Annotated in this window: 18 protein-coding genes; 5 read left to right on the plus strand and 13 right to left on the minus strand. The window is 63.4% G+C overall.

Annotation, left to right across the window (positions count from 1 at the left end):
- Window positions 1-78 precede the first annotated feature (78 nt).
- Window positions 79-1,119 (minus strand): alpha/beta hydrolase, encoded by a 1,041-nt coding sequence (locus ACR65T_RS07260; protein WP_434495847.1) that lies wholly within the window; start codon window positions 1,117-1,119, stop codon window positions 79-81.
- Between the two features lie 202 nt (window positions 1,120-1,321).
- Here ACR65T_RS07260 and ACR65T_RS07265 point away from each other — a divergent pair, with 202 nt between their 5' ends.
- A complete protein-coding gene (locus ACR65T_RS07265) occupies window positions 1,322-1,663 on the plus strand; it encodes a hypothetical protein (RefSeq protein ID WP_434495848.1) in 342 nt (113 codons plus the stop codon).
- Here the strand turns inward: ACR65T_RS07265 and ACR65T_RS07270 are convergent.
- From ACR65T_RS07270 to ACR65T_RS07285, 4 genes are all read right to left on the minus strand, one after another.
- Window positions 1,638-3,347, minus strand: a complete 1,710-nt coding sequence (locus ACR65T_RS07270; protein WP_434495849.1) for a serine/threonine-protein kinase — start codon at window positions 3,345-3,347, stop codon at window positions 1,638-1,640. The genes ACR65T_RS07265 and ACR65T_RS07270 overlap by 26 nt on opposite strands.
- A 3-nt stretch (window positions 3,348-3,350) precedes the next feature.
- On the minus strand, window positions 3,351-4,229 hold the full coding sequence (locus ACR65T_RS07275; RefSeq protein ID WP_434495850.1) for a PP2C family protein-serine/threonine phosphatase: 879 nt from the start codon (window positions 4,227-4,229) through the stop codon (window positions 3,351-3,353).
- 18 nt (window positions 4,230-4,247) lie between these two features.
- On the minus strand, window positions 4,248-6,080 hold the full coding sequence (locus ACR65T_RS07280; protein ID WP_434495851.1) for a trypsin-like peptidase domain-containing protein: 1,833 nt from the start codon (window positions 6,078-6,080) through the stop codon (window positions 4,248-4,250).
- A gap of 442 nt (window positions 6,081-6,522) precedes the next feature.
- Entirely contained in the window at window positions 6,523-8,100 is a 1,578-nt protein-coding gene (locus tag ACR65T_RS07285; protein ID WP_434495852.1) for a 2-isopropylmalate synthase, read from the minus strand.
- Window positions 8,101-8,546: 446 nt separating this feature from the next.
- Here ACR65T_RS07285 and ACR65T_RS07290 point away from each other — a divergent pair, with 446 nt between their 5' ends.
- Together ACR65T_RS07290 and ppa are read left to right on the plus strand one after the other, a co-directional pair.
- Window positions 8,547-9,068, plus strand: coding sequence for a GNAT family N-acetyltransferase (locus ACR65T_RS07290; RefSeq protein ID WP_175093883.1), 522 nt, complete (start codon window positions 8,547-8,549; stop codon window positions 9,066-9,068).
- Window positions 9,069-9,221: 153 nt separating this feature from the next.
- Entirely contained in the window at window positions 9,222-9,755 is a 534-nt protein-coding gene (gene ppa / locus ACR65T_RS07295; RefSeq protein ID WP_123174392.1) for an inorganic diphosphatase, read from the plus strand.
- A 3-nt stretch (window positions 9,756-9,758) separates the two neighbouring features.
- On the opposite strand, the gene ACR65T_RS07300 is transcribed toward ppa, so the two are convergent.
- From ACR65T_RS07300 to metX, 7 genes are all read right to left on the minus strand, one after another.
- Window positions 9,759-10,121: a DUF1636 family protein gene (locus ACR65T_RS07300; protein WP_434495853.1), complete on the minus strand. Its 363-nt coding sequence runs from the start codon at window positions 10,119-10,121 to the stop codon at window positions 9,759-9,761.
- Window positions 10,122-10,303: 182 nt separating this feature from the next.
- A complete protein-coding gene (locus tag ACR65T_RS07305) occupies window positions 10,304-10,780 on the minus strand; it encodes a hypothetical protein (protein WP_434495854.1) in 477 nt (158 codons plus the stop codon).
- A gap of 195 nt (window positions 10,781-10,975) precedes the next feature.
- Entirely contained in the window at window positions 10,976-11,266 is a 291-nt protein-coding gene (locus tag ACR65T_RS07310; RefSeq protein WP_434495855.1) for a YARHG domain-containing protein, read from the minus strand.
- A gap of 65 nt (window positions 11,267-11,331) precedes the next feature.
- Window positions 11,332-12,057: a M15 family metallopeptidase gene (locus tag ACR65T_RS07315; protein WP_434495856.1), complete on the minus strand. Its 726-nt coding sequence runs from the start codon at window positions 12,055-12,057 to the stop codon at window positions 11,332-11,334.
- 29 nt (window positions 12,058-12,086) lie between these two features.
- The gene (locus tag ACR65T_RS07320; RefSeq protein ID WP_434495857.1) at window positions 12,087-12,758 is read right to left on the minus strand and encodes a Crp/Fnr family transcriptional regulator; all 672 of its coding nucleotides are present in this window, start codon (window positions 12,756-12,758) and stop codon (window positions 12,087-12,089) included.
- A 323-nt stretch (window positions 12,759-13,081) separates the two neighbouring features.
- Window positions 13,082-13,750, minus strand: coding sequence for a methionine biosynthesis protein MetW (gene metW, locus ACR65T_RS07325; RefSeq protein ID WP_434495858.1), 669 nt, complete (start codon window positions 13,748-13,750; stop codon window positions 13,082-13,084).
- Complete coding sequence (gene metX, locus ACR65T_RS07330) at window positions 13,747-14,919, minus strand: homoserine O-acetyltransferase MetX (protein ID WP_434495861.1); 1,173 nt, start codon at window positions 14,917-14,919, stop codon at window positions 13,747-13,749. Before metX ends, metW begins: the two co-directional genes overlap by 4 nt.
- A gap of 373 nt (window positions 14,920-15,292) precedes the next feature.
- On the opposite strand from metX, the gene ACR65T_RS07335 reads away from it, so the two are divergent.
- Both ACR65T_RS07335 and ACR65T_RS07340 read left to right on the plus strand, forming a co-directional pair.
- On the plus strand, window positions 15,293-15,580 hold the full coding sequence (locus ACR65T_RS07335; RefSeq protein WP_434495859.1) for a DUF1778 domain-containing protein: 288 nt from the start codon (window positions 15,293-15,295) through the stop codon (window positions 15,578-15,580).
- On the plus strand, window positions 15,577-16,089 hold the full coding sequence (locus ACR65T_RS07340) for a GNAT family N-acetyltransferase (RefSeq protein ID WP_434495860.1): 513 nt from the start codon (window positions 15,577-15,579) through the stop codon (window positions 16,087-16,089). The genes ACR65T_RS07335 and ACR65T_RS07340 overlap by 4 nt, the downstream gene beginning before the upstream one ends.
- 261 nt (window positions 16,090-16,350) lie before the next feature.
- On the opposite strand, the gene ACR65T_RS07345 is transcribed toward ACR65T_RS07340, so the two are convergent.
- On the minus strand, window positions 16,351-16,471 hold a 121-nt coding region (locus ACR65T_RS07345; protein WP_434495862.1), incomplete at its 5' end, for a transposase domain-containing protein.

Consider the following 16,471-nt stretch of genomic DNA (forward strand, 5'->3'; position numbering starts at 1 on the left):
GTGGCCAAACAGCGACCAAGATCAAGATCCGATGCTTGAGCTTTGCTTCGTGCGCCGCGAAGAGAGGATTGTTTTGACTTAACTTTGCAGCGCAACGGCGACGAATCTCAGGATCGCCGCGAAGGCTGCGTCGGTCTCCTTCAAGACGCCGGGGAAGAAATAGAAGCCGTGCGGCATGGCCTCGCCGATGGAATGCGTGACCTCCACGCCCGCCGCCGTCAATTTCTCGGCAAAGGCGCGATTGTCGTCGACAAGCGGATCGGCGGTTCCGCTGATGAGCAGAGTTCGCGGATAGCCGTTCAAATCGCCGAGCGCCGGGCTCGCCCAGGGGTCCCGCCACTGCTGCGATTTCGTAAGATAGGCGCCACGCGCAAATCCCATGAAGGACGCATCGATCACGACGCCCGTCGGGGCAAGCCGCTCGTAGGACGCAAATTTTTCGAAGTGAAAATCCGTGACCGGACATAAAAGTACTGTCGCGAGAATGGATATGCGTTCCTCGCGCCCTCTTATCGGCGCCGCCGCCGCGAGGTTGCCTCCGGCGGAATCGCCGCAGACCAAGAGGCGCGATGCGTCGCCGCCGATGTCGGCGCCTCTATCGCGCATCCAGCGTAGAACCGCCATGCAATCGTCGAGGCCGGCGGGAAAGGGCCATTCGGGCGCCCAGCGATAATTGACGCTGACCACGATGACGTTGTTTTCGGCGGCGATGCGGCTGGTGACATAGGCCGTGTCCTCGGACCGTCCGACGACAAAGCCGCCGCCATGCACATACAGCATCATCGGTTTTGGCCCGTCGCCGGGCGGCGTGAAACATTCGCAGCGGATCGGACCTGCGTCCGAAGGAACGGCGAGAGTCGTGACTAAGACCTGCGGATAGAGCTGTGCGGCGCCCGGCGGCAGTTCCGCCGGGTCGATCGCGAGCCCCTCGCCTCTGTAGCAGGCGCGCACCGGCGCCATCATCATGTCTCGCATCGCGACGGGCGCGCGCAGTTTCGACAGCAATCGATAGAAGGGCGCGGCCGGATCATCTTCCAAGATGCGGACGACGCCTGGTCCGTCCGCGCGCTCGTCGACAAAGTCGGACGGCGCGGCGCGGCGATTTTCAATGTCCCCCATCTCCAAACCTCTGCGCTTTCAGGAATATCCTGCGTTCACGACACAATGTGAAAGGCGCGGCCAACGCCCGTCCGTCGGCCCGAGCGCGATCTTTCGAGAAGCGACGCGATCTTCGACGGAACCGCGTGGCAAATTGACAGGACGCAGCCGCGAGAACAATATCGTCGCCTACCGTCTGCGGGGGCGAGTTCCATGACTGACAATGACGACGGCGCCGACCGTCGGCTTTCGCGCCGAGCTCTCTTGCTCGGCGCGTTCACGCTGCCTTTTGTCGTGTTGGAGCCTGAGCCGGCATCCGCGCAGCTGGGTCTCATTGGCGCGATGCTCGGAGGGTTTCGCTTCCGATCTCATCGGCGCCATTACGGCGGCTATCATCGTGCGCGGCCCCACTACGCGCGCCATCGCGGACGCGTACATGTCGCGAACCGGCGCCGTCATGGCGGCGGCGGTGGCGGAGGGGACAGCGGCGGTGGCGGCGGCGGTTCTGGCGGCGGCGGACAATTCAGCAAAGGCGGGCTTTAGCGCCGGCCGCGTCGCCGCTTGAGTCTCTGCAATGCTTCGGCGGCGTCGGGAACGTCCTGGAGACTCGCCTTGTAATAGAGTTCTTCGGCCTTGCTGCGACTAACGTCCAGTCCGGCTAAGCCCTTCTCATAGGCTTCGCCGAGCCAATATTGGGCCCTGCCGTTGTTTTGCGTTTCCGCCTGCTGAAACCAGCGCAAGGCTTCGGTCGGGTCTTGCCTGCCGTCGGGCGTCATGCCGTCCTTGTACATGACGCCGAGCGAGGCCTGCGCGTCGGCATAGCCCTGCATCGCGGATTTCTTGAACCAGTTGAAAGCCTCCGAGAAATTCTGCCGGCCCGGCGCCTTCGCGTAGAGCGTGGCGAGATGATACTGCGCTTCCTTATCGCCTGACTCCGCCAGTTTTTGCGCAAGAGGGAAGGCGACGTCCCATCGGCTGCGATCCTTCATCGCCGCGCGCAGGTCGTAAATCGAAGCGCTCGAGCTTGACGAGGACGGCTGGCGCCAATTGCAGCCCAAAGGATCGTTCCGCGTCGCGAACTGAGAATTGCAGTCGCCGCGCGATTGGAGGGGCTCATCGTTGACTCTACTGATGGGGTGGTGGTCGCCGTCGCCTGAATCGGTTCGGGTCTGGCGTTCGTCCCGTGCTGGCGACGATGGCTCGATCAGCGCGAGAAAAGCTAACGTGGCGAGCGCCGCGGCCGCGACGCCAAGTGAAGCGCCCTGAGCGGCGGGATGCAGCCGCTTGAAGCGGCGCACGAGCGTCGCGCTGCGACTTTTCGCGAGGGCGATAAGCTTCGTCGACATGTGCTCGGGCGTCGGCACGTCGCGTTCGGCCGTCGAATCCTGGACGAGATGTCCCGCGCTTCGAACGATGCTCGAGGCGTCGATGCGCAGCGCCGTGGCGCCGAGCGCGTCGCTGAAGGCGCGCATATTCGGGAAGCGTTGCTCCGGACGCTTCGACAGCGCCGTCATGATCGCGGATTCAAGTTCCGGCGTCACGCCAGATATGCGCGGCACGAGCGGCGGCGCCTCGGCGTGGATCTGCGCCTGGGTGAGGTCATATTCGGTCGCGCCGGAAAAGGGCGGCGCGCCGGCAAGCATCTCGTAAAGCACGACGGCCAACGAATAGAGATCGCTCCTCTCGTCGCCTTCGCCGCCGCGGCACTGCTCTGGCGACATGTAAAGCGGCGTGCCGACCGCCGTGCCGGCGCGCGTGAGACGCACGCTGCCGCGCACCCGCGCAATGCCGAAATCCATGATCTTGATTCGGCCGTCGTCGGCGACCATGAGGTTCGACGGCTTAATGTCGCGATGGATAACGCCCATCTGATGCGCATAGGCGAGACCGTCCGCCGCCTGCGCGATGACGGCGAGACTTTCCTTGACGCCGAGCGGCTTGCCGCGCTCCCTCAATATCTCGTCGAGCGGGCGGCCGTTTACGAGCTCCATGACCATGTAAAGGTCGCTGCCTTGCAGCACCGGCGAATAGAGCGTCGTGATGTTGGGATGGTTGAGTTTGGCGAGACTCGTCGCTTCGGCGCGGAATCGCCCGACGAAATCAGGATCCTGCGTGAGTTCCGCGCGTAGGGATTTGATCGCCACTTCGCGTTCGAGGAAGGTGTCGAGCGCGGCGTGCACCTTGCCCATCGCGCCGACGCCGAGCAGCTTGACGATGCGATAGTGTCCAATCATCTGCGGGTCGGTCATGGCTCAACCCTCTGCGATGGCGTCGATCTTCGCCGTCAGGGCGCCCGTCGGCGGGTCGGCGACGTTAATCCGCTTCGTCGCCGCTTGATCAGCTGTCCGATCGGCGGCGTCGGTCTCCGCCACAAAGACGCCCACTGAAATATTGTCGTGTCCGCCGCCGCGGCGCGCGGCGTCGATCAATAGCCGGCAGGCCTCCGGCGGCGGGTTTTTTGAGACCACTTCGGCGATCCTTGCGTCCGAGACGAGATTGGTCAAACCGTCGGAGCACAAGACCACGATGTCGCCCTGTCGCAGCGGCAGGCCTTCCGTCCAGATTGTCGGCTCGACGTCGAGACGCGTGCCGAGCGCCTGCAGAATGACATTGCTTCCGGCGCCTTTGCCTGCGTCCTCCGGCGACATCACGCCGTCGCGCACCAATTGCGCGTGCAGCGTCTGATCGTCGGAAAGTTGGGTCAGCCGTCCGTCGCGCATCAGATAGGCGCGGCTGTCGCCGACATGCGCCAGCCATAGAAGATTGTCCCTGACGCCGAGCGCCGTGCAGGTCGTCCCCATGCCGGCGCAGTCCGGATGTTTGGCGGCATAGTCGAAGATCGCCCGATTGGCGGCGTCAAAAGCCGCGCGCAGCGCCTCGGACGGGATCTTGTCGAGAGAATAATAGACGCGCCGCACGACTTCGAGCGCGAGCGCGCTCGCCACCTCCCCGGCGGCGTGGCCGCCCATGCCGTCGGCGACAAGCGCGAGCGCGCCATAGTCGCGAGCCTGCGCGGGGCCGGCGCTCGCGATGAAGGCGACGGAGTCTTCGTTGAGCTGTCTGACGCATCCGACGTCCGTGCGGATGGCGCCTGCGATGCGCAACGGGGCTGCTGGCCGGTTCGCCGTCATGGGAAGACGGACCCTTTGCTATTCGCGCTGCGCCTGGGTGAGCTCGGCGCCATATTTGATCGGCACCGCCATGGTCGCTTTGGTGTCGCCGACATTGCGGCTGTAGGTGAACAGACCAATGACCTTGCCGGAGGAGTTGAACACCGGACCGCCGCTGTTGCCCGATCCGGTGGCGACGACGCTGAGCTGGTAAACGTCGCCCATGTCGCTGGCGAAGGTGCCGCCTTCCGTCGACTTCACGCCGCTGGCGGTCTTCGACACGATGCCTTCGGTGACGGTCGCCTCGGTGATCTTTTCGAGCTGGCTGCGAATGCGGCCGCGCTCTTCGGTTTGCCGCAGCACGAAATTTTCGACCGAAACGGCGGGATAGCCGAGCACGGTGATGTTCTCGCCGATCTCGACGGCGGCGTTGGGCGCCATATCCACTTTGGTCAAGGTCTGGGGCGAATCGATCTTGACGAGCGCCGCGTCGGCGTCCGCCGACGTCCTCACCAGGCTGGCGTTCACGCCCAAACGGCTGCCGTGAAATTTGACCTCCAGAACTTCGTTGCGGCCGACGAAAGACGCCTTGTTGTTGGAATTTGGATCAGGGGTGTTGCCGGCGAGCGCCGTCGTCGGATCGTCGGTCTTGAAAATGTAGCCGCCGGATTCGGGAATCCAATGGAACACGTCAGCATAGGCCGAATCATAGAGATCGATGAGCTTCGGCTCCTTGATTTTGGCTTTGCGCTTCTTGCCCGATGCGACGACGATGTAGTCATAAAGGATGCCGTCCCTGCCGCCTTCGGCGCCATAGGCGACCTGCCAGCCGGCGGCGACATGCTTGTTGGTGAGAATGTAGCCCTGCTCGCTGATGACGAAGCCGCTGCCCGTGCCGCCGCCGCCGACCATGAGATTGGTGATGTGATCGTCCTCAAGGGTCAGCCAGCGCACGACGCCAAGATTGTTCGGCAGCTGCACATAGGCGGGATAGCGCCGGCCTTTGTAGTCGACGGTCTTGTGCTGAATGGGCCTTCCGGTCTGCTTATCGTACAGCCGCCACATCATGCCGACCTGGACAGTCGCCTTCGCGAACTTGTCATAGATCTCGCGCGGCTTCATGCCGATCTTGAGATTGACGTCGCCGGGGATGCGCGACAGCCTTTCATCCGTCTCGGTTTGGGCGAGCTTGTCTTCCGCGTCTCGTCGCTCGAGTTCGCGATGCTGAGCCCAGTAGAGCGCCGCGCCGCCCAGAACGAAGAAGGCGACCACTGCGGCGATCGCGCCGGTCACGGTTCGATTGGCCTTGCCGCGCTCTTCGCCGATGAGTCGCTGCACAGTTTCGTGGCCGATTCCGACCTTCTTCGGCGCTCCGCCGTCGGCGTTCGGTCCTGCCGCCGTGCTGGCGCCGGTAGCGGCGGCGTTCACCGCCGTCGAGGCGGCGGCTTCGGCGGTCTTGATGACGCGGGTCGCCGCCGTGTCGCTGACGCCGATCACTTTAGTTCTGGCGGCGAAATTGGCGGGCCGCGGCTGCACGTCGAAGGTGAATTTCGGACCTTTGGCGCCAAGTTCGATCGTGTCTTCGGGAAGAAGTTCGACTTCGCCGTTCACCCGCTCGCCATTGAGAAAGGTGCCATTGCTGCTGCCGGCGTCCGAGAGCTTGAAGGAGATATTGTCGCCTTCGCCCATGATGCGGATGAGCGCGTGTTTGCGGCTGACGACGCTGTCGCCGACAGGATCGAAAGCGATCTTCGACGCAGGATCGCGGCCGATGGTGAATTCGCGCGAGTCGCCGACGGGCAGCTGTTCGATCTGATTGGCTTTGGAGCCCGACAGATGTCGTATGATGATACGCTCGATTGGAGTCGTCATTTCAGCCCCCTGCGCCCAAAAAGGCGCGCTCGTCTTACGCTCATTCGAAAATGAACGCATACCCCCAAGATCGAGGATAGACCCGACTTTCCTTGGGAGGCAAGGCCGCTGGGCCGCAGCTGCTGAAGGCGCGCGCAAGCGCTTCTTGGCCGGCGGCGCCGATTGGCTCGGACCTTGGCGGACCGCTGCGTTATTTCGTCAACGATTTCTGGAGGCTAGTCGCGCGTCTTGTCGACCCGCACGTATCCCGCCGTTTTTTCAACCGCGTTCTTTTGCCGATGGAGGTTTTGAAATTTTTTTTGCGGTTGCGCGGGCGCGCAGGCGTCCCGCCAACAGGTTCGCCGCGGCGCCGCGCTATGTGTCGCCAAACGGCCGATCGGCGCCGCGAGCGGGATCGTCAGATCCGCTCGCGGCCATCCTCTGCGTCACGCGTCCCGGGCGCTTAAATCGCCTGCATGGCTTCGGGCTTGCCGCGCGCGCGCTTCGCCATCAGCCGGTTGAGCGCCGAGACATAGGCGCGGGCCGAAGCGACGAGCGTGTCGGGATCGGCGCCGCGGCCGGTCACCGACTTGCCGTTCTCGCTCAGGCGCACGGAGACCTCCGCCTGCGCGTCGGTGCCTTCGGTGACGGCGTGGACCTGGAACAGCTCCAGAGTGGCCTCATGCGGCGCGAGCGCCTTGATGGCGTTGAAGATCGCGTCGACAGGGCCGTTGCCGGTCGCCTGATGCGTCAGCTTCTGTCCGTCGACGTCGAGCGTGAGGGCCGCCGACTGCGGACCATGCGTGCCGGCCATCACCATCAACGCCTCGACCTTGATATGGTCATGGGCGTTGACGATCTCATCGTCGACCAGCGCGACCAGATCTTCGTCATAGACGAATTTCTTGCGGTCGGCCAAATCCTTGAAGCGGTTGAAGGCGTCCTGCAGCGCGTTCTCGCCGAGATCATAGCCGAGTTCCTTCAGCTTTTCGCGGAAGGCGTGGCGGCCCGAATGCTTGCCCATGACGAGCGAGGTCTTGGAGACCCCGACGCTCTCCGGCGTCATGATCTCATAGGTGTGCGCATTCTTGAGCATGCCGTCCTGGTGGATGCCGCTCTCATGCGCAAAAGCGTTCCGCCCGACGATCGCCTTGTTGTATTGCACCGGAAAGGACGTCACCGCCGAGACGAGCTTCGACGCGCGCGTCAAGAGCTTGGCGTCGATATTGGTGAAGAACGGCAGCGCGTCGCCGCGCGTCTTCATCGACATCACGATTTCTTCGAGCGCGGCGTTGCCGGCGCGCTCGCCGATGCCGTTGATCGTGCATTCCACCTGCCGCGCGCCGCCGCGCACGCCGGCGAGCGAATTGGCGACGGCGAGTCCCAGATCGTCGTGACAGTGCACCGAGAAGATCGCCTTGTCGGAATTGGGCACCCGCTCGCGCACGGCGCGGAACAGCTGCTCATATTCCGCCGGCGTGATGTAGCCGACGGTGTCGGGAATGTTGATCGTGGTCGCGCCGGCTTTGATCGCGGCCTCCACGCAGCGGCAGAGAAAATCGAACTCCGTGCGCGTGCCGTCCTCCGCCGACCATTCGACGTCGGCGACGTGATTGCGCGCGCGCGTCACCGAGGCGGAGACCATCTCCAAGACGCGCTCCGGCTCCAGCTGGAGCTTGTATTTCATATGCACCGGCGAGGTGGAGATGAAGGTGTGGATGCGCGGGCGCTTCGCCTCCCGCAGCGCTTCGGCGCAGCGGTCGATGTCCTTCTCGGAAGCGCGCGCCAATCCGGCGACGGAGGCGTTCTTCACCCGCCGCGCCACTTCGCTGACGCTCTCGAAATCGCCGGGGCTGGCGATCGGGAAGCCGGCCTCGATAATATCGACGCCCAATTGGTCGAGGAGATCGGCGACCTCGAGCTTCTCTTCGAGGGTCATCGAGGCGCCGGGCGATTGCTCGCCGTCGCGCAGGGTGGTGTCGAAAATCAGGACGCGCGCGTCGTTATCTGCGACGGCGCCGGGCTGTGACGTGTTGCTCATCGGTTTTGAAATCCTGCTGTGCCGCGCCCGCTGAGGGGCTCTTGTCGTCTGACTGCATGACATGTCCCCTGAAGGCCTGGGCGTGAGCCCGTCGGGCGCTCAGGGGCGACTAAGAAGCAGCAGGCCGAAAAGCGGCAGGGAACGCGGCCGAGCGAATCCGCGCGCGCGCGCTGGCGTCGCGTGGTCAATCACAAAGGCGGTTGCGTGAGGCAACGATCTCGTCCCGTTCCGGCGGCGTTTGGCCGCAATCGCGATCAGAATAGCGCAAGACCCTGCTGCGCCGCAAGCGCCGCATCGTCGCCCGCGATCGCGCGCGGCTCGCGGGCCGTCTTAAAGTGAAACAGACAATGACGCCAAACGCCCAAGCGTCTCGACGAGGAGAATTTTTGCGGCCGAAACGCTTATGGCTCTTGCCGAAACGAACCGATGAGACCTAACATTCAACTATGGTCAAAACCGCCTTCTCCATCCGCCATGCGCGTCCCGGAGACGCAGAGCAGATCACGCGCGTTCACGACGCCTCGTGGCGCTACGCCTATCGCGGCGTCATACCCGGCGCCGAGCTTGAGCGGATGATCGCCCGCCGCGGCCCCAACTGGTGGCATTCGGCGATCGTGCGCGGCACCGGTCTTCTCGTGCTCGACTTCGACGACGATATCGTCGGCTACTCGACCTATGGGCGCAACCGCGTGCCGTCGATGCCCTATTCCGGCGAGATCTTCGAGATCTATCTGGCGCCGGAGCAGCAGGGGCTTGGCTTGGGACGCCGGCTGTTCAACGCCACCCGGCGCGAACTCGCCGAGCACGGCTATCTCTCCACCATCGTCTGGGCGCTCGCCGACAATGAGAAGGCGCTCGCCTTCTATCGCAGCCTCGGCGGGCAGACCGTCCGCCGCGCCGAGGAGCGGTTCGGCGCGGACATGCTGACGCGCGTCGCCTTCGGTTTCGTTTCCGCCCCGGTGCGATAAGCATATTTGGCGACATAAACGCGAAGCAATGTGAGGATACAGACCGCGCAGCGCCGCGATCCTCGCCGGGTTTGTTGCGCGACCTTCCTCAACACAACCCAATACTGCGCCGGCCGTTCAGGCTGCGCCATCTATCGCAATCGGAGCACTTGAATGCGTCTCGACGCCATTCCTATCGGCGCGAACCCGCCGCACGAAGTCAATGTCATCGTCGAGGTGCCGCTTGGCGGCGAGCCGATCAAATATGAGCTCGACAAGGCTTCCGGCACGCTCTTCGTCGATCGCTTCCTCTATACGGCGATGCGCTATCCCGGCAATTACGGCTTCATTCCGCATACGCTTTCGGACGACGGCGATCCCTGCGACGTGCTCGTCGCCAATACCCGTCCCGTGGCGCCGGGCGCGGTTATCGCGGTCAGGCCGATCGGCGTGCTGCGCATGACGGACGAGGCTGGCGGCGACGAGAAGATCGTCGCCGTGCCGTCGGCGCGGCTCACGCAACGCTATATCGACGTCAAGAATTACACCGACCTGCAGGAGATGACCTGGCGTCGGATCGAGCACTTCTTCGTGCATTACAAGGATCTCGAGCCCGGCAAATGGGCCAAGATCGCGGGCTGGGGCGACGCCGCCGACGCGCGCGCGCTGATCAGCGAGGCGATCGAACGGGCGCGAGCGGCGAAATAGCGTTTAGCGAAGCGGCGGCGTGCGCGACACCACGCCCTTCTTGAAGCACGCTGGCCTGTCCTTCCAGGCGACAAGGCCATTGTCGGTCGCGGCGAAGCTTTGCGCTGAATCAATCAGTTCGTCGATATGGACGCCGCCATCGAGATCGCCAATCACATAAGTCCATTTGCCGCCGCCGGCGAAGGCGACCGTCGCCGGGCGCTTGCACACCGCGAGGCATTCCACCGGTTCGACGGCGATATCGAGATTGCGCTCGTCAAGCCGCGTGCGCAGCGCCTCCAGCAAAAGCGCGCCGGGACGCATGTCGGCGTTGTCGCCGTCGCGGCAGGAGACGCAAACAAAGACCGTGACGCCCGGCGCAGCCATTTTCGAACTCCCGTCTATGGACGCGCCTTCTCGACCAAAGCCGCGCCAAAGACAAGGGCGTCCGCCTCTCAGATCACGCTGCATTTGGGCCGAATCGCCCAAATGCAGATAAATTGATCGATTCAAAAAGTTTAGAGCGCGCTCTATGCGAAAAACCGGTTCCCACTTTTTCGCAGCGCGCTCTAAGGCGTAAAGGCGCAGCGTGCGCCGCCGCCGGCCTTCTCCGCGACTTCATCGGCGTCGACGATGCAGTCGAGCGCCGTGATCGACGCATGCGAAGAGCCTGCCGCGCCTTCCGCTACGACGCCATTCTCGATCAAGGTCGCGTAGAGTTCATTCGCCTTGCGGCCGCTCAATTCGATCTTCTTCGCGCCGAAGGTCAGTTCGCAGGCGCGCGACGTGATGTCGACATTGCCGGCGCGGCAGTCGATGGCGTCGGCCTTCACCGCGACGCGCTGGCCCTTGGCATGCGGCGCTTCGGCGCGTCCGGCGAAATAGGCCGCGAGAAGCTTCTTGTCGGCGGCGCTCGTTTGAGGCGACAATTCGCCGACGATCGCCGAAAGCGCCAGCGCGCTCGAGCCGCTGCTCGCGCCCGATTGAGCTGCCGCCGGCGCGAGGGCGGACAAGAAGACCAATCCAACCGTCTTGTATGCGATCATGGCGAATCCTCCGATAAATAGAACTGCGCAATTGACGACGAGTCCCCGACGAAAGTGCGGCGCAGGCGTTCAGTCGACGGCGGCAAGTCTATCCGCCATTTGCGCGAGCATGAATGCGCGCTCTTTAAAAATAGAGGCGAGGGCGGCCCGTCGAGGCCATTCGAGGCAACTGGGATTGAACGACCGCACGGCGGCTCAGCACCCCTTACGGCGCTCCCACATTTGAAGTTGATTGACGCGGCTTTTCTCCCAACCGCTCAGCCGCCCGTAAGGTGGAAAACAACCAGCTCCGAACACGGCCCGCGCGCGGTCGGTATTGAAGCAATAGCCGTTACGCGCGTAAATCCGGTTGCGCGCGTACCAGAGATCTTCACAAGACATGTAGGCCGGATCCCGCGCCGCCGCCGGGGTCGGCGCAGCAATGATCAATCCCACGCCTATCGCGCCCATCAGGCTAAGCGCCGTGAAAATCTTCTGTGTTCTCATCGGAAGTCCCCTCCTGTAATTGGGGTTACGTACGGTCTACGCCATTCTTTTCAATCGCTGTGTTGTTATTTCTCTTCGCCGCCTGGCGGCGTGTCAAAAAATTCCGGCCGGTATTCGAAATGCATCGTGTCAAAATGCCCCCATTTGCCGCCCCAGATGAACCCATGGCGTTCGAAAATCTCCACGATCTCGTAAGGAATCCGATTGCGGTAACCGCCTTTGCGCCAGAGCCAATAATCAGAGAAGGCGGTGTTGAGATCAATCGCCGCGCCATAGGCGTGCATGCTGCGTTTGCCAGTGTCCTTCACAACGCGGCAATTGAAGGCGCCGGCGCTCGGATAAGCTTGACGCTTAATGTCCTGCGGCAGACGATCGATTTCCGTGGCGACCGCGCGCAGCTTTTCGGCGACGCCGTTGATCGTGGTGACTCGCACCTTGCCAGTGAACCAGGGAATATCGGTCAAATGCTTCTGCGTTTCGCGCTTGTCGCAATCCCCATACATTTTGTCGAAGAAGGCGGCGTTGCGGAAACGCCCCGGATCGTCCTGCGGTCCCGGAGGCTTCGTCAGCGCGCCCTTGGGATAGGGAAGGCTCAACTGATCTAGGAGAGAGGCGTTTTTCAGCTTCTCGTCGAAGCTCTTGTCGGTCCTGCCGTCAGAGAGATTTTGTCTTGTTCCGTCGCGGAATATGATCCCGGCGTCGTCGCGACCGGCGATCTGATCTGGATAGGCGTGCGTCAACGCGTCGGGCGAAATCGCCTGCCCGCGAGCGGCGATGGAAAAGAAAAGCATCTCGACGCCCGCGAGGAGCAAGACGATCTCTAAGCGGCGTCGCACTGCGTCACGATCTTGCGTCGTCCCAAAGACAGGCGCGGCGGACGACCGAGCCGGTCGCACTGGTCCGCGAGATGCAAGACGCTTTCGACATGCACGTTGCGCGTCTCCGTGCGGACGCCATGGGCGCGGAGTTTGGCGAAAGCGCGCGACAGCGTCTCCTGCTTGACGCCGAGCCGCGCGGCGATCAGGCGCTTGTCATAAGGCAAGCGGAAGCGGCACCGGTCTTCGCCCGGCGGGCAGAGGCCAAGTAGGAAATGGGCGAGGCGCTGATCGGCGTTCTGGCTTTTTAGCGACTCGACCTCGCCAATGAGACGCGCGATGCTCTCCTTGGAGTCCTGCATCAGCGCGGCGCAGAGCGACGGCGACTCCAGGAGAAGCCGAGCGAAGGGCGCCGCCGGCAGCTTGAGCGCGCGCGTCGCGCCCACCGCCTTGGCGGAGAGCATGTGAATCTCATCGGCGTCGGTCGGCGCCTCGCCGACCATTTCGCCGTCCGAGCGAATGCCGATGAGCGTTTGGCGTCCCGAAGACGAAAGGCGCAGCAGCTTCACATAGCCGTTCAAAACGAATGCGAGGTCTGTGACCACAGCGCCTTGATGGAAAAGCGAGTCGCCGTCCTGGAAGGACTCGATCCTGGCGTCTGCCGACAGACGCGACAATGTCGCTTCGTCGACCCCGGCGAAGAGTGGGGCTCTGCGCAGCTCCCCCGGGGCTGCCGGCTGTGGCGCGCACGGACCGGCGCGTCTCTTTTGCGAGGCGCTGGCATAGCTTCGCATGGCGGGGCCGGTGTCGACTGTCAAGCTCGCGCCTCCTCCCGACGCGCGCGGAATCACGCGCGTCATCCAAGGGATGACGCGACGCATGAAGCGGAGGCGCCGCCGCTCCCTCCCGCGCATGTTTCTCTTAATGCCGCCAATGGGAAAGCTAACGCGAACCGTCAACCCGCGAAAGGCGATGCACGCGGGACAAACCGTCGCACGGGTTACGGTCGTCGGCCGCCACGCTCCAGCAGAAACACAGCCTGTTCGCCGAAGAAATTCCAAACCCACCAAGGCGCGCTGAAGCGGATCGGCGCGCCGGCGCGGTCAAAGGCGACTCCGCGCTCGATGTGCGCGCCGAGTTCGTCGACGATCTCGACGAAGTCACGGATGGTGCAAAGATGAATGTTCGGCGTGTCATGCCAGTGATAGTCAAGGCGCCCGGTGACCGGCATGCGGCCGCTAAAGGCGAGCTGCGCGCGCACGCGCCAATAGCCGAAATTGGGAAATGAGATGATGGCGCGCCGACCGATGCGCAGCATATTGGCGAGCGCCGCGCGCGGGCGCCTTGTCGCCTGCAGCGTCTGGGAAAGAATCACGTAGTCGAACCCGTCGTCCGGATAATCGGAGAGGTCGGTATCGGCGTCGCCTTGAATGACCGAAAGTCCTTTCGCCACGCATTCGTTGACGCCGCGCTGCGAGAGTTCGACGCCGCGCCCGTCAACGCCCTTCTTCTGCGCCAGGAGCTGCAGCAACGCGCCGTCGCCGCAGCCGACGTCGAGAACGCGCGCGCCGGGCGCGACCATCTCGGCGATGACCGCGAGATCGAGACGTGGGTGCTCGAGCGGCTGCGCGGGTCGCTCAGGCGCGTCGGCCGCAGGCGTGAAGGTCATTTCGAGCTTCCGTCAGGGGCGAGGCCGCGCGCGTTTGCGGCTGAATCGAGAAAGCCGCGCGTCGTCGCAATGAACATCGGCTCGTGCAGCAGGAAAGCGTCGTGCCCCTTGTCGGATTCGATTTCGACGAAGGACACTGACGCGCCGCCGGCGTTGAGCGCGTGAACGATGGCGCGCGAGTCCGAGGTGGGATAAAGCCAGTCCGACGTGAAGGAGACGACGCAAAAGCGCGTCTTGGTGTCCTTGAAGGCCATGGCCAGCGAGCCGCCATAGTCGGCGGCAAGATCAAAATAGTCGCAGGCGCGGGTGACAAAGAGATAGGAATTGGCGTCGAACCGCTCGACGAAGGCGAGGCCCTGGTAACGCAGATAGTTCTCGACCTGAAAATCCGCGTCGAAGGAGAAGGTCGGCGCGCTGCGGTCCTGCAGCTTGCGGCCGAACTTACGCTGCAGCGCCGGTTCCGAGAGATAGGTGATATGCGCCGACATGCGCGCCACCGCGAGTCCCTTCTCGGGGCGCACGCCTTGCTCCTGATAACGCCCCGAGCGCCAGTCCGGATCGGCCATCACCGCCTGTCGGCCGACTTCGTGAAAGGCGATATTCTGCGCCGAATGTTTGGCGGCGGTGGCGATCGGCATGGCCGAAAAGACCCGCTCTGGATAGCTGGCCGCCCATTGCAGCACCTGCATGCCGCCCATCGAGCCGCCGGCGACGCAAAACAGCGTCTCGACGCCAAGATGATCGATGAGCATCGCCTGCGCCCGCACCATGTCGCGGATGGTGACGACGGGGAAGTCGAGCCCATAGGGCTTGCCGGTCGTCGGATTGATCGACGCCGGGCCGGTCGAGCCCATGCAGCCGCCGACGACATTCGAGCTGATCAGAAAATAGCGATCAGTGTCGAAAGGCTTGCCGGGGCCGACCATGGCCTCCCACCAGCCGGGCTTGCCGGTGACGGGATGAACGCCTGCGGCATATTGGTCGCCGGTGAGCGCATGGCAGAGCAGAATGGCGTTGCTGCGGGCGGCGTTGAGCGTTCCACGGGTCTCGTAAGCGATGGCGAGCGGCGCGATGCGGCCGCCGCCGTCGGTCAACAGCGGTCGGTCCGGGGAAAAAACGACGGTTTTTGGCGTGAAGCCCTCGCTGCAGGCCGGCCGCGCTTCTGACAATACGGACAAGCGATCATCCTAGCGTTCGATATGCCGAACAATTCGTTCGGCAACATCGATGGGGCCGGCGGAGGTGTCAAGCGCCGCGCGGCGGCGCACAAAGTTTGTCGCCGTCTTGAATTGTCCGGCATATCCCCGTACACGATCAACAAAGAAAAATCCCTAAGGGCAATCGCGTGAAGGATTGTTTTCCTCACCCTCATCCTGAGGAGCCGCCGCAGGCGGCGTCTCGAAGGACGAGGGTGAGGAAAACTACGCGAAGGCGGGCTTCCTCGTCCTTCGAGACGCGTGCTGCGCACGCTCCTCAGGATGAGGAAGCCCTTCGCCCGATCTTCCTGGGGGGGAAAGCCCTCTTCCAAGAGAGGATAATGCGATGCCTCAAGAAAAAGCCCGAACGGCCCGCATCGAGGCGCGCCTCGCGCCGGATGTGCTCGCCCTCGTCAAACGCGCCGCTGAAATTCAGGGGCGCAGCGTCAGCGACTTTGTCGTGAGCGCCGCGCAGGAAGCCGCCCACCGCGCCATCGAGGAAACGGAAATCATCCGCCTCTCGGTCGCCGGTCAGCGGGCTTTCGCCGACGCGATCCTCAAACCGCCCGCGCCGTCGGAAGGATTGAAGCGCGCCTTCGCCAGTCACCGCCGCCTTATTCGCGAGGTTCGTTGACGGCTTTCGTCACCGCCAGCCTCAGCCGCGATCACGACCGCAACGGCTTTCGCTCCGGCGTCGAGGCGCTTGATCGCTATCTTCGGGAATTCGCTTTTCAGGACATCAAGCGGCGCGTCGCCGGCTGCTTCGTCGCCCTCGACGACGCCGGTGAAGTCGCCGGATTCTACACGCTCGCGGCGACGAGCGTGCCGCTCAATCTGCTGCCGCCGGCGGCGGCGAAAAAACTGCCCCGCTATCCCGTGCTGCCGGCCATGCTGATCGGGCGGCTGGCCGTCGCGACGAAGCGCCAAGGGCAAGGGCTTGGGCGCGCGCTCATCGCCGACGCCATCATCCGCACGGAAAGCTTTCGCATTGGCGCTTATGCGCTGATCGTGGACGCCAAGGACGAACGCGCACGCGCCTTTTATACAGCGAACGGTTTCGCCTCGCTTCCCGACGAAGCCCGGCGGATGTTTCTGCCCATGGCGACCGCGCTGCAGTTTATTGACAACGAGCGGGGAGGGTGATTTGCGGAATTGCGGAAGCTCTAACTTTAGCACTTATGCAAGCCCTCAATTTGGACCTTTCCGGAACACTCCGAAAAATCCGGAGTTCTTCTCAAGAACGCCAAGGTCAAGATAATTGAGGTGCCACTTCCACTTTTGCTTGGCTGGTAGGTTGAAACCGCTTTCCGCGGCAAGGCTCAATCTATACTCCGTTTCATCTAGTTTTCGGTCTACCTCCGTAATGAGCCGCGCGTAATCCATCGTAAGCGCCTTTCCGATCACCTATGCGGCGAGGCTTGACGCGGCGACGAAGCTCCACGGCATCAGTTCGTCGATGCGGCTTTGAGGATGTCCGTCGAGAATGGCTTGCAGCGTTTTGGCGATGTAGGCGACGGGATCAAGG

Source organism: Methylocystis sp. (assembly GCF_051061285.1).
Taxonomy (GTDB): domain Bacteria; phylum Pseudomonadota; class Alphaproteobacteria; order Rhizobiales; family Beijerinckiaceae; genus Methylocystis.

Excerpts from the sequence above, each read along its gene's own strand:
- ACR65T_RS07280 (WP_434495851.1), bottom strand. The coding sequence starts at position 6,080 with ATGACGACTCCAATCGAGCGTATCATCATACGACATCTGTCGGGCTCC.
- ACR65T_RS07270 (WP_434495849.1), bottom strand. The coding sequence starts at position 3,347 with ATGACCGACCCGCAGATGATTGGACACTATCGCATCGTCAAGCTGCTC.
- ACR65T_RS07305 (WP_434495854.1), bottom strand. The coding sequence starts at position 10,780 with ATGATCGCATACAAGACGGTTGGATTGGTCTTCTTGTCCGCCCTCGCG.
- ppa (WP_123174392.1), top strand. The coding sequence starts at position 9,222 with ATGCGTCTCGACGCCATTCCTATCGGCGCGAACCCGCCGCACGAAGTC.
- ACR65T_RS07290 (WP_175093883.1), top strand. The coding sequence starts at position 8,547 with ATGGTCAAAACCGCCTTCTCCATCCGCCATGCGCGTCCCGGAGACGCA.
- ACR65T_RS07335 (WP_434495859.1), top strand. The coding sequence starts at position 15,293 with ATGCCTCAAGAAAAAGCCCGAACGGCCCGCATCGAGGCGCGCCTCGCG.
- ACR65T_RS07260 (WP_434495847.1), bottom strand. The coding sequence starts at position 1,119 with ATGGGGGACATTGAAAATCGCCGCGCCGCGCCGTCCGACTTTGTCGAC.
- ACR65T_RS07275 (WP_434495850.1), bottom strand. The coding sequence starts at position 4,229 with ATGACGGCGAACCGGCCAGCAGCCCCGTTGCGCATCGCAGGCGCCATC.
- ACR65T_RS07315 (WP_434495856.1), bottom strand. The coding sequence starts at position 12,057 with ATGCTTTTCTTTTCCATCGCCGCTCGCGGGCAGGCGATTTCGCCCGAC.
- ACR65T_RS07310 (WP_434495855.1), bottom strand. The coding sequence starts at position 11,266 with ATGAGAACACAGAAGATTTTCACGGCGCTTAGCCTGATGGGCGCGATA.
- ACR65T_RS07300 (WP_434495853.1), bottom strand. The coding sequence starts at position 10,121 with ATGGCTGCGCCGGGCGTCACGGTCTTTGTTTGCGTCTCCTGCCGCGAC.
- ACR65T_RS07285 (WP_434495852.1), bottom strand. The coding sequence starts at position 8,100 with ATGAGCAACACGTCACAGCCCGGCGCCGTCGCAGATAACGACGCGCGC.
- metW (WP_434495858.1), bottom strand. The coding sequence starts at position 13,750 with ATGACCTTCACGCCTGCGGCCGACGCGCCTGAGCGACCCGCGCAGCCG.
- ACR65T_RS07265 (WP_434495848.1), top strand. The coding sequence starts at position 1,322 with ATGACGACGGCGCCGACCGTCGGCTTTCGCGCCGAGCTCTCTTGCTCG.